Origin of the sequence: Bacillus sp. FJAT-42315 (assembly GCF_002797375.1) — a bacterium.
Lineage (GTDB): Bacteria > Bacillota > Bacilli > Bacillales > Domibacillaceae > Bacillus_CE.
In genome coordinates this window covers 3126195-3139268 of sequence record NZ_KZ454941.1, presented here as the reverse complement: position 1 = coordinate 3139268, position 13074 = coordinate 3126195, and the positions used below count along the sequence as shown (strand labels likewise).

At 38.1% G+C, this 13074-nt stretch carries 5 protein-coding genes and 1 pseudogene; 5 read left to right on the top strand and 1 reads right to left on the bottom strand.

Going from position 1 to position 13074, the window contains the following annotated elements; all coding sequences use genetic code 11:
- Window positions 1-172 precede the first annotated feature (172 nt).
- The 4 genes and pseudogenes from CEF22_RS15370 to CEF22_RS15355 all read left to right on the top strand — a co-directional run bounded on the left by CEF22_RS15370 (window position 173) and on the right by CEF22_RS15355 (window position 8839).
- Window positions 173-6982, top strand: a complete 6810-nt coding sequence (locus tag CEF22_RS15370; RefSeq protein ID WP_100403553.1) for a SpaA isopeptide-forming pilin-related protein — start codon at window positions 173-175, stop codon at window positions 6980-6982.
- A gap of 109 nt (window positions 6983-7091) precedes the next feature.
- On the top strand, window positions 7092-7325 hold the full coding sequence (locus CEF22_RS15365) for a DNA alkylation repair protein (RefSeq protein WP_095480832.1): 234 nt from the start codon (window positions 7092-7094) through the stop codon (window positions 7323-7325).
- Between the two features lie 190 nt (window positions 7326-7515).
- A pseudogene (locus CEF22_RS19170) lies at window positions 7516-7617 on the top strand (carboxymuconolactone decarboxylase family protein); the annotation flags it as partial.
- Window positions 7618-7789: 172 nt separating this feature from the next.
- On the top strand, window positions 7790-8839 hold the full coding sequence (locus CEF22_RS15355) for a GerMN domain-containing protein (protein ID WP_100403552.1): 1050 nt from the start codon (window positions 7790-7792) through the stop codon (window positions 8837-8839).
- Window positions 8840-8887: 48 nt separating this feature from the next.
- Here the strand turns inward: CEF22_RS15355 and CEF22_RS15350 are convergent, their stop codons facing one another.
- Window positions 8888-11791, bottom strand: a complete 2904-nt coding sequence (locus tag CEF22_RS15350) for a hybrid sensor histidine kinase/response regulator (RefSeq protein WP_100403551.1) — start codon at window positions 11789-11791, stop codon at window positions 8888-8890.
- Between the two features lie 312 nt (window positions 11792-12103).
- Here CEF22_RS15350 and CEF22_RS15345 point away from each other — a divergent pair, with 312 nt between their 5' ends.
- Entirely contained in the window at window positions 12104-13069 is a 966-nt protein-coding gene (locus CEF22_RS15345) for a BMP family lipoprotein (protein WP_100403550.1), read from the top strand.
- The last annotated feature ends 5 nt before the right edge of the window (window positions 13070-13074 follow it).

Sequence of the window (13074 nt, the reverse complement as noted above, 5' to 3'; positions counted from 1 at the left end):
GTTTTGCTGTTAATTCACCTAAAATCATTGTAAAAGCAACGTTCTAAAGAAATGTTTAGAATGTGTAGAGATTGGTAGTTTATCATTAATTATGAAAAAGAAAAATAGGTATTACTTAGTATAAATAGGCTGTAAGTTCAACTTATGGTAGAACGGAGGATGACGAAGAAGCATGAAAAGTAAGATAGGAATAATTAGTTTAGTATTTCTTTTATTCTTTCAAAATTTGATGTATGGGACTAGCTTTCCCACACGTATTAATGCAGCAGAGCTAGGCGAAAGTATTTTGACCAATGTCACGATGACAGATTCAAGTGGTCAATTAATTGATGCCGACAAAAATGAAGAGTTTAAGCCCAGTCGAGAAGCGAAGGTAGAGCTACATTATGAATGGGCTATTTCGAATGCTACTGTGAAGGAAGGAGATACATTCATCTTCCAACTCCCGTCAGTTTTTCAGATTAATAGTGAAATCAATGGTTCACTATTAGCAAATGATCAAACAGGCGTCGGAGTTTACCGAGTTGATCCAAGTGGTCAAGTAACGATTACCTTTAATCAAATGGAAGAAGGCCAAGTTGATGCTAGTGGTAAACTAAGTATTCCAGCTGAATTCGATCAAACAATTGTTAAAGAAGGCGAGACTCTTCCTGTTGCTTTTGATTTGAAAGGGAAAGAACAAACGATTCAAGTGGTTTTTCAGTCAGAGGTTGAGACACCTGTTGAAAACAAAGAAGATGAAAAGCCAGCAGAAGACGTAGGAATGGTTGACCAGAAAGAAGAAGAGAAAGAAACAGAAGAAGAGAAAGAAGTCTCAACAGATAAGGCTCCCGCAGCATCTGTGAAGATGACGGCAGAGGCAGCAAAAATCACAGAAAATATCATTACAGATGTTAAGTTAACAACTACAGATAATGTTGAAATTCACGCAGAGAACAATCCAGACAATCGTCCAATGTTAGGGACGGAAGTTGGCGTGCATTATCAGTGGAAGCTTCCAAACGGTCATAAGTATGGTGCTGGATCTACATTTGAATTTCAATTACCCGATGCCTTTCAACTGTTTAATGAGGTTGATGGGGAGTTAAAAGTTGCAAATGGCGGAAATGTCGGTACGTTTAAAGTCACGCAAGATGGAAAAATTACGATGACCTTTAATGAAACAATAACCGATCGCTCAGATATTTATGGGGAACTTGAAGTTTGGAGCATATTCAGTGAAAAACTACAAGGCAGTACGAATCAAGAGATTAACTTTCCGCCAGAGAGTGGAAGTGTGACGATACCTGTTCACTTTCAACCGAAGCCAGGTAAGACTATTGAAAAATCAGGTATTCCGAATACAGCTTATAATGCAAGCTCGATTGATTGGACAGTTGATATCAATAAGCAACTAGAAAAGATTACAAAAGCTGTAGTGAAAGATCCAATTCAAGATGGACAAGAATTACAGCCAGGCTCCATTCAAGTGTTTGAGCTAGGAATAAATCTAGATGGATCAACAACAGTAGGGGCACTAGTTGACTCTTATAAGTATGAAATTGTAAAAACTGCTGATGGCAAAGATTTTGAACTTCAGTTTCAAGATGAAACGATTAACAAAGCTTATCGGATCAAATATACAACAAATATTACTGACGCCGATCAAACAAGCTACAGTAATACAGCCACTTTATCAGGGGATGGCAAACCAGGTATTGACGCGACGAGCACGGTTTCTGTCGGACGCGGAAAACCTTTAGAAAAAAGTGCAAAACACTATAATCCCCTTACACAAACCATCGATTGGGAAATCAAGTATAACTACAATGAGAAAACCATTGCTAAAGATAACGCTTGGTTAGATGACCTTTTCACTAATAGTCATCAACTAAACGGTAAATTTGAGGTTTACAAAGTTACTTTAGATGCGAATGGAAAGGAAGCATCCTCTGAACTAGTTTCTAATTACACTAAAACAGATCACACGGACATGGAAGCCGGGAAAAATGGATTTAAGCTACAATTCAACGAAGACATCTCATCCGCTTATAAAATTGTTTATCAAACCGTTACAACAAAGCAGGTCTTTGATAGTGAGACTATTATAAATAAAGTTACCTTATCAGATAAAACAGAAAAAATCGCCACGCGAAATACATGGCAAGAAATTCTTAAGAAAAAAAATCCTGAAACGGCGAATTATAAAGATAAAACCGTTAATTGGACTATCGAATTAAACGGGAATAACTTCAATATGAAAGATGGAGTTTTAACGGATACATTCCCGAATGGTGGGCTTGAGCTGATTGAAGGGTCATTTGAGATTAGTGGGTTAACAAAAGGTGTAGATTACGAGTTAAAGCAGAAAGATGGTTCGTGGAGAAGCGGTTATATCATCGAGTTTAAAAATCCACTTACTGCAAGTCATACGATTACTTATACAACAAAGTTCGATAACGACTGGAAGATAGACAAAACAAAAACTGGTTTTGATAATCATGCCGATATGAGTTGGACAGATGGAGTCACATTAGAGAAGAAAAGCAAAGGGACTACAGCTGTATTCAATCCAGATCGGTACACAACTAATAACGGATTTAAAAATGGATCATATAACGCAAAAACAAAAGAAATCACATGGGGAATTGGTGTCAATTATAATTTAAAAGCGATTACGGACGCCAAAGTGGAAGATTTCATTTTACAGGGACAGAAATTGGTTGAAGATTCACTGAAAGTTTATGAAGTTGAGCTTAATGGGGAAGCGGACGGAGTAATAATAGGTAAAGAGCTAGCAACAGATCAATATAAGGTGGACTACTCTATTACAGACGAAGAGGGCAATCCAGGATTCCGAATTGATTTTGGAGAAATTGCAGTTCCTTATTATGTTACGTATCAAACAAGCTTAAAGGATCAACTGATTGTAAAAGAATATAAAAATACAGCTACACTGTTTGACGGTACCGACAAGTTGACAGATTTAACTGCTAGTGTATCGGTTCAATTTGGTGGAGAATATGTTAAAAAGCAAGCAAAACAAAACGGAAAACTAGTCGATTGGACGATTCCTATTAACTGGGGTCAATCAAAAATTTCCAACGCCAAAATTACAGATACACCAAGTGCTAACTTAATCCTTTTAGAAAACTCTTTACACTTGTACAACACAACGGTGGACGAGGAAGGAAACGTAACAAAAGGGGAAGAATTAACTAGAGATACGGACTACAAGCTTGAAATTAAGACCGATGCTGACGATAAGCAATCATTTGAAATTAGCTTTTTGAATGATATTGATTCCGCTTATATTTTAGAATATCAAACGTTTATTAATGCGCAAAACGGAGATTTAGTATCCAACGCTGTGAAATTAACGGGTGAACAAATCACAACTGAAGATACACAAAAAAGCAAAGAATTTGCTGTTAGGTTATCTGGTGGTAGCGGAACTGGATCTGGAGAGACCGGTAATTTAGTAGTAACGAAGGTCGATGCAGCGAATAAAGATCAGCTGTTACCTGGAGCGACGTTTACCCTTTATGACAGCAAAGGTGAAATTGCTATTAAAACAGCGACGACAGATGCAGAAGGAAAAGTGACATTTAAAAATCTGTTGTATGACGACTATTTATTGAAAGAAGACTCTGCTCCTGAAGGATATGTAGTTGGTATTCATGAAGCGGGTAAAGTCGTGAAAATTAATGCACCGGAAGTGAAGCGAACGATTGAAAACAAGAAAATTGTTCGTTCAGTGGAATTGACAAAAACCGATGCTGAACTATCTTCTGTATTGCTACCGGATGCTGTCTATAAGCTGCAATATCACAACGGAACGGATTTCGAAGACACATCGCATTCTGAACTTAAAACCGATGAAAACGGAAAAATCGTCATCGATGATTTAAAACCGGGCAATTATCAATTCATTGAAACGAAAGCTCCGTTCGGTTACGAATTAGATGCGACACCGATTCCATTTACGATTGAAGCAAATCAAACAGAAGTGGATGAAGTGAGTCACACAAACAAGATCATCTTAGGTGATGTTGAGCTGACAAAAGTAGACCAAGATGATGATAAACTTGTATTAAAAGATGCGGAATTTGAGCTGCAAGACAAAGATGGGAAAGTCATCAAAGACAAGTTAACAACGAACGCAGAAGGGAAGTTGCTTGTAGAAGACTTGCGCCCTGGTGACTATCAATTTGTCGAAACGAAAGCGCCCTTGGGCTATAAATTAGACAAGACACCAATTCCATTCACGATTGTACCAAACCAGACAGAAATGAAAAAAGTTGGTCACACAAACAAGATCATCGTTGGTACTGTCGAACTAACGAAAATGGAACAAGATAATCTCAATCTCACATTAAAAGATGCGGAGTTTGAGTTGCAAGACAAAGACGGAAAAGTTCTTCAAGAAAAGCTAACAACGAATGAAGAAGGGAAGTTGGTCGTTAAAGACTTGCGCCCTGGTGACTATCAATTCGTGGAAACGAAAGCGCCATTGGGTTATGAGTTAGACAAGACACCAATTCCATTCACAATTGAATTGAATCCGACAGAAATGAAACAAGTTAATCCTACCAATAAGATCATCTTAGGCGCTGTCGAACTGACAAAAGTAGACCAAGATGATGATAAACTTGTATTAAAAGATGCGGAATTTGAGTTGCAAGACAAAGACGGAAAAGTTCTTCAAGAAAAGCTAACAACGAATGAAGAAGGGAAGTTGGTCGTTAAAGACTTGCGCCCTGGTGACTATCAATTCGTGGAAACGAAAGCGCCAGCTGATTATGAGCTGAATGCAACGCCGCTTGAATTTACAATTGTCAAAGGTCAAACAGAAACGTTGAAAGTAGATTTTGAGAATAAATTAATTCCAGGTGACGTAGAGTTAACGAAAATTCGCAAAGGTAATGCTGCGATTACTTTAAAAGGTGCTGAATTTAAGTTAATTGATCAAGAAGGCAAATTGATTCAAGAGAAGTTAAAAACAGATGATAAAGGGAAAGTGCTCGTTAAAGATTTGAGACCAGGTAAGTATCAGTTCGTGGAAACGAAAGCGCCATCCGGTTATGTTTTAAATAGGAAGCCTGTTGATTTCACGATTGAGAAAAGCCAAACAGATATGGTCAAAGTGACATTTGAAAATCAATTAATTCAATGGCCAAACTACGAGTGGGATGAAGGCCAGGTTGAATTAACGAAAGTAGATAAAGATGATCCGAAGAAGACTTTAGCTGGAGCGGTCTTTACGTTAAAGGATCAATACGGTAATACCCTTAAAGAAGGTTTAACAACGGATGAAAATGGAAAAATATTCGTCAAGAACTTGAAACAAGGTACGTATAAATTCGTTGAGACGAAAGCGCCATTTGGCTATGAGTTGAATCAAACATCTGTGGACTTTGTTATCATTAATTATCAAACAAAGGCTACTGAAGTAACCTTCACAAATGAGCTTTCTACAGGTGCTGTTGAGCTAATGAAAGTGGACAAAGATGATAAAAAGCTGAAGTTAGAGAATGCGGTCTTTGAATTACAAGATCAAAACAACAAAACGATTAAGAGCAATTTATCAACGAATAAAGAAGGTAAATTACTGGTTAAAGATTTGAAGCCAGGTGACTATCAATTCGTGGAAACGAAAGCACCATCCGGTTATGTACTAGATAAGACGCCGCTTAAATTTAAGATTGACAAAGCTCAGAAAGAAACGTTAACTGTCACTTTTGAGAATGCAGTAACTTCGGGTGCTGTTGAGCTAACGAAAGTAGACGAAGCGGATGGAAAATTGAAATTAGCTGGAGCGGTCTTCCAATTGCAAGATCAAAACGGAAAAGTGATCAAGAGTAATTTATCAACGAATAAAGAAGGTAAATTACTAGTCAAAGATTTGAAGCCAGGTAAGTATCAATTCGTGGAAACGAAAGCACCAGTTGGTTATGTACTAGATAAGACGCCGCTTAAGTTTGAGATTGCCAAAGGTCAGAAGGAAATGTTGACTGTCACTTTTGAGAATACAATCGCTCCGGGTGCTGTTGAGTTAACGAAAGTAGACGAAGCGGATGGAAAATTGAAATTAGCTGGAGCGGTCTTCCAATTGCAAGATCAAAACGGAAAAGTGATTAAGAGTAATTTATCAACGAATAAAGAAGGTAAATTACTAGTCACAGACTTAGAGCCAGGTAAGTATCAATTTGTGGAAATGAAAGCACCAGTCGGTTATGTATTAGATAAGACGCCACTTCAATTTACGATTGATAAAGACCAGAAGGAAACGGCAAAAGTGACGGCTAAAAATGAAGTAGTTGAACAACCGAGTGGTGAGTGGGATAAAGGCCAAGTTGAACTAATGAAAGTAGATGAAGATGATCCAAAGAAATTATTAGCGGGAGCATTCTTCATGTTAAAGGATCAATTTGGAAATATCGTTAAAGAAAACTTGGAAACGGATGAAAACGGAAAACTAATCGTCAAAGATTTAAAACAAGGTGCGTATCAATTTGTGGAAACGAAAGCACCAGCAGGTTATGTACTAGATCCGACTCCGCGTAAATTTACGATTGAAGAAGGCCAAACTGAAGTGAAAACAGTCATTGTGAAGAATAAAGAAGAAAACGATGACTCGTCAAGTGGTTCTGGTGGAGACGCTGGAACTGGTAACAATACTGGTGATAACTCCGGCAACAACACCGGCGATAACACTGGTGATAATTCAGGCGACAACACTAGTGATAACACTGGCAATAACACTAACGACAATAATACTAATAATAATGGTACAAATGGATCGGGCAAGAATCCTTCAAACTCCAATAATCAAGGGAATTCTGGGAATTCCAATAACCAGCCAGATAACGATAAAACATCTGACTCTAACAATAAATTACCGAACACAGCAACCAATATGTACACATGGTTAACTGTTGGAATTGCTCTACTATTGTTAGCACTTATCCTTATGGTGGTTACTAGAAGAAAAATGAATTAGTCAGTAATCGGGGGGTGCCTGTCACTCCCCGATTTTTGTCGAATGATCAATGCATAGAATTCAGTGCTTCGGAAAGCCTAAAGGTGATCATATACAATAGGAGGTTCCTATGACTACTCGTTATTGCTGCCCGAACTGTCAAACGAATCGATCGCGTTTTAATATTATTAAGCAAGTGGCTCGTGCGGTGAGGTTAGATCCGCAGACTGGTGATGTGATGGAAAGTATGATTGATCCAGGGCCGCTGCATATTGCTTATAACGGACCGGAAAAAAGAGTGCAATGTGCGGTTTGTGGATTAGTTGACGATGAACGATTGTTTATTAAATTTGGTGAGAAATAAAGTGCTAAGCGTTGAAGCTAGCACTTTATTTTTTTGCAGGAAATGCTAGGAAAAAAGCGAATTTTGAATGTAATGGGAGGGATTAGAATGGAAAATGATCGGTTTCAAAGGGGAGTAGACAAATTACGCGAATATACGAGTGAGGGAGAAGTACAACAATTAGTGGAGTCGGATGCATTAAAAGACAATGGAAATTACCGAAAGTATCTTGCAACTCGTTCCCTATATTGGATTTCCGCGCGTGCAAAATGCTTTGATGATCGCAAAAAAAGTGTTTGAATCAAATAAATAGTTAAAAATCTCAGGCGCCAATTTTGTAGGCATCTGGGATTTTTTATTTTGTTCATCTAGCCGCCTTTTTTATGAGAGTTAGTTGTATTCAAAAAAGAATTGTTTCAATTGAGAAGGATGCTGGGTAAAAGTAAGGTAACGAGGAAGCAAGACGAATAGGGGAGGGATGACACGTGAAAAAAGTTTTTCCAGTAATATGGTTAGTGTTCACCTTTGTTCTGATCGTTGGATGTGCTAGTGAAAAAGAGGCTAAAGGATATAATGGAAATGAAAAGGAACAAAAAAAGGTTGCTTTTTTGCAAAAGAAGTTAAACGTTGAGGACTATTTTCCAATGGTTGAAAATGTGAAATACGTTTATGAGGGAAAGGGCAATGAATATGCTTCCTACGATGTAATGATTGATTACCTTGAAAAAGGAAAAGTGCAGCAACGAATGGATAACGGTGGTACGGTTTTGGCTAATGTGCTTCAAGTAAAGGTAGGGAAATTGAAGAAGGTGTGGACGAGAGAAGAAGCTTATTACCGCGAAAACCTTTTAAAAGCAAAAGGAAGCAATGAGGAAATTTTGCTAATGGCACCACTCACTAAAGGGACTGCTTGGAAGCTACAGGATGGCCGTATGAGAAAAATCACCAATACTGAGGCTTCGGTTGATACGCCGTCAGGTAGTTATCGCGCGATTGAAGTGATGACAAAAGGCAAGGGGAATGAAACACTCGACTACTACGCAAAAGGAATTGGTTTAGTGAAATCTGTCTTTCGATCGGGAGAGATGGAAGTTAGCTCTTCATTAAGCAAAATCGAGGAAAATGTCCCATTTGTTCAAGAGGTTCGTTTCTTTTATCCAAATATAGAGGCTGACCAGTTAGAATACAAAACGAAAAAAATTAGCTTCATGACGAATGACATCACAAGAAAGAAGCTAGAGGAGGCTTACAAACAGCCGGTTGATTCTTCGCTTGGAAAGGTTTTCTCGGAAAATACAAAAATTAATAGCCTCTATTTAAATAAGGATGGCATCGTGTATATCGATTTAAATCAAGCTTTTATGAATGAAATGAATGCAGGGGCGGGCTATGAGTCGATGATTTTGCAAAGCATTGCCAACACATTTGGCCAATATTATAATGTTGAAAAAGTCATGTTGACAATCGATGGCGGCTTGTATGAATCAGGTCATATTTCGATGACAAAAGGTGAATATCTTCGCGTACAAAATTAAGTGCCAGACGCCAATTTTATGAATTGGTGTCTGGCGCTTTTTAGATCATCATTCGATAACTTTAGGGACGTTAAAAGTAATTTCTGTTCCTTCAGTAAGTGAACTTTTTATTTGCAGTCCTTGACCGTAAATCCGTTTGAGGCGTTTATTTATATTGATCAGGCCCACTTCTTTTCTTTGAAGTATTCTTTCATCAAGTAATTGTTTCCGTTTCTCTTCTTCTATGCCGACTCCATCGTCAATAACAGCGATTGTTGTGAAGGTTGGGTGATCCGTGATTCGAATCCAAACAGTTCCGCCGTGTGCTTTTTTTAGAACACCGTGTTGAACGGCATTTTCTACTAATGGTTGAATAGACAGGGGAGGGATTTCTAGTGTCAGTGTTGTATCTGTTTCCCATATGACCTGCAAGCGATTCCCGAACCGTTCTTTTTCTATATAAAGATACGAACGCACTAGTTCAAGCTCGTGTTCTATTGGAACGACTCGTTCTAAATTTCTCACGTCAAAGCTTTTATGCAAATAATGCCCAAATTCGTTTAGAAGATGAACCATTCTAGATGAATCAATCGTGCTGAGTGATGCAATCGTATTTAATGTATTAAATAGGAAGTGTGGTTGGATTTGCGCTTGAAGCCAAGCTGCCTCCATGCGAAGGCGTTCGCTAATGGCATGCTTTAAGTCAATCAGTGCTTTGCTTCGAACTTTTAATTCGAGCGAATTGATTGGTTTCGTCACATAATCATTTGTCCCTAAGGCGAAGCCAGTATACACATGCTCCGGATAATTTCTTGCTGTTAATAAAAGAATAGGAAGCTCTAGCGCTGAGTATTGTTCGCGGATTAAGCGCATCAACTCATATCCGGATATTTTAGGCATCATGGCATCTAAAATAATTAAGTCCCAATCAATGACATTTAATAAGTCTAATGCTTCTTTACTGGTGGTGACGGTCACCACTTCATATTTCTCAGCTGGAAAAATAGTACGAATGACTTTCAGAGTAACAGGATCATCGTCTATTGCTAAAATCATAAAACAATGTCTATCAGCTGTTTTTTCTTGTAGTTGTGAGAGGTCAGTGACAGTAACTTCTTTGTTTAAGTCAATTTTTTGTGTTTCAACTAGCTGTGCTTGTTCCTTTGCTATCGGTAATGTAAAAATAAACGATGAGTATTGAGTATGTAAAGACCCGCCGTGCAATTCAATTAATTGTTCGCAAACTCTCAGCCCAAGTTCTTCGCTATGTTTGCTCATTTTTCTTTCTGCATTTATAGAAAGTCCAGCACTTTCTATTTGAATCGTTGCTGTGTGTTCGTTACAATCTGCCTTCACAACAATAGAACCTTCATTTGTACACTTAATCGTGTAATGCAACAAGTTAAATAGAATTTGAATCAGTCGTTGCTCATCTGCTCGTACATGAGGAAATCCGTCCGGAATGGTTGATATTAATTGAATGTTCTTCCCGTCAGTGATAAATCTCAGAATATCGAACACACCAAATAGGGCGGCATGAATGTTCGTGCTTTTCGGATCAATTTGGATCGTTTGTTCTTTTAATCGAGTGAAATCGAGAAGATCATTAAGAACAAATGACATGCTACGCCCAATATCGATGAGCAGTTTTAAATCATTTTTATCTTCTAAAGGGATCTCCTCTTTGTTGCGGTCATGGATTGTTTGAGCGATAGTAATCATCTCATTCAGAGGATTCCATAATTGTTGAGAGCTATTTATAAGAAAGTCATCTTTTTGCTTATCGGCTTGCTTGAGCTGATGAACAAGCACTTTCGATTCTTGGTTCATTTGTTGAAAACGTTTAAGCCAAAAGAGAGAAAATCCGAGAAAAGCAAATAGATAATCAAATGGATAGAATGGTATTTCGTACGAGCTGACACTTTTAATGATGACCCAGATGATACCAGACGTTGTACTTAGGGCAGTTAAAGCTAGAAAAAAAGACTCTTCCTGTTTTTGGACATATAATTTCAAAGCTAGAATGATTACTGTCATAAAAGAGCCAAGATACAATAAAGAAAAGAAAATTTCTGCAGAAAAGATGAAGCGGATCGGCAGGGTGAAAATGTACAAAGCGCATAAGCCATATAACATATTCAACCAATGAAAGACTCTCGCTTTTCTATACTCCGTTAGCAAACTCCTCATCAATTGCACAAAGAAAAAGGCAGACACAAGATACACGAATTGTGTCACTTTTATCGACCAATCATAATCAAGGTGAAACCACGTAAGTACCGATTTATTGTAATTAATAAATTCATCAAGCGCCGTAAAGAGAAATCCCACTGTGAAAAAAAGAAGCACCTTTTTTTGATAAATGAAAAGATAAATCAATAGTGCATGTAGAGCGTACAAAAGCAGCACAATAATGATCATCATTGTTAACGTTTTATTTGACTGTTGTTCATGAATGATCGATGTATCAGAACCAAATTTAATGGACTTCTCAATGCTCGCCTTTTTAGGTGTATCAAAATTAGAGACTTGCATGACAAGTTCGATTTCATTTTGATCCGTTGTAAAAAAAGCTGAATAGGAATGATATTGCCCCTGATGCTGACGGTTTGTTTCTGCTACTTCACCTGCTTGATCGATGAGATCACCATTAATGAATAATTTAGAAGCGGTGTTGGCAAGTGGAACCTGAATGCCATACGTTTGTTTTTGGTCTTGATTCAGTAGAATTCGCAACCTGTACGTACCAAATTGGTCATGAATTTCCTGGCTTCCTCTTGTTGGCACAGAAACGATCTCGGTATCCGAAGAATGCAATCCGAGCCCCGGTGAAAACTCCCATTCCCCATCTAGCGGAATCGAATAATCATCCGTTAACTCCATATTTCGAAGATCCAAAACGCCTTCTTTAGCGAGCGGAGAATCAGGAGTAGCATGATAGGCTACCCAAGCAAGACGAAAGCAAGTAAGCATAAGCAAAGTGACACATATAATTAGAACCGATTTCAATCTAGCATTATGAAAGTTAAACAAAATAGAAACAATCCTTTTAGTAGTTATTTATACCAAATATAGCAAATTTACATGGTGCCTGTCACTCCCTGGTTTTTGTGAGAATTTGTCGTTGGATAGTTATTAAGTTTCATTTTTATACAGTAATTGGATTTTATTTAGCGCTTTGTTATTAGTTTGTTAAAGGATTGTAAAACATGGTGAAAATAGTGAATGGATCTCAATTATTGACGATATCACAGAAGGAAAGATTAATGAGGGAGTGGTTGCTTCATGGGGCGTAAATGTGCACTACTAATGTTAATATGTTTACTTATTTTATCTGGATGTGGCAAGGAGCAGTCGATTGATCGTGTGAAAGATAAAGTGAAGATTGGCATTATGCTATCAGACGTCGGACTTGGCGATCAATCCTACAGTGATTCGGCTTTTAGCGGATTAGTTCATGCACGTGATAAATTAGGGATTTTATTCGATTACCGAGAAGTGAAAGATACGGAAACATATGAAAAAGGGTTAATCGAGCTCGTTGAACAAGGCAATGACGTCGTCGTAGGACTAGGATTTATGATTCAGGAAGATTTAGAGAAAGTGGCGAAGAAATACCCTGAACAGCGGTTTGTCCTTGTGGATGCAGTATCTGAGCTTGAGAACGTCACTTCAATTACCTTTAAAGCAGATCAAGGAAGTTATTTAGCTGGCGTCGTAGCAGCGTTAACAACGAAGTCAAATGTGTTAGGGTTCATCGGTGGTGCTGATGTTCCTGTCATTCGTCAGTTTTCTGAAGGGTTTAAGAAAGGTGCTAGAGCGGTTAAGCCGGATATTACGATCATCGAAAAATATGCGGGTAGTTTTGGAGATGACAAGCTTGGTAGCCAACTAGCGAAACAAATGATTGCTCAAAAAGTAGATGTGGTGTATGCAGCGGCTGGTTTTACGGGTGTAGGCGCGTTGAAAGAAGCGCAAAGATCCAAAGTGTTAGCTATTGGTGTAGATACTGATCAATACTTTTATGCGGAAAAAGCGGTTGTAACGTCGATGTTGAAAAATGTGGATGTCGCGATGTTTGAAATTGCGACACAGCTAATGGAAGCAGGAGAAGTGACTGAGAAGCAACTAGAATTAGGATTGGCTGAAAATGGGGTAGGATTAGCTCCTATTCGGATCATTTCTTTAACAAAAGCGCAAGAAGATCGTTTGAAGCAAGAAAAAGAAAAGATAGCCAACGGTAAAAATTGAGGAGG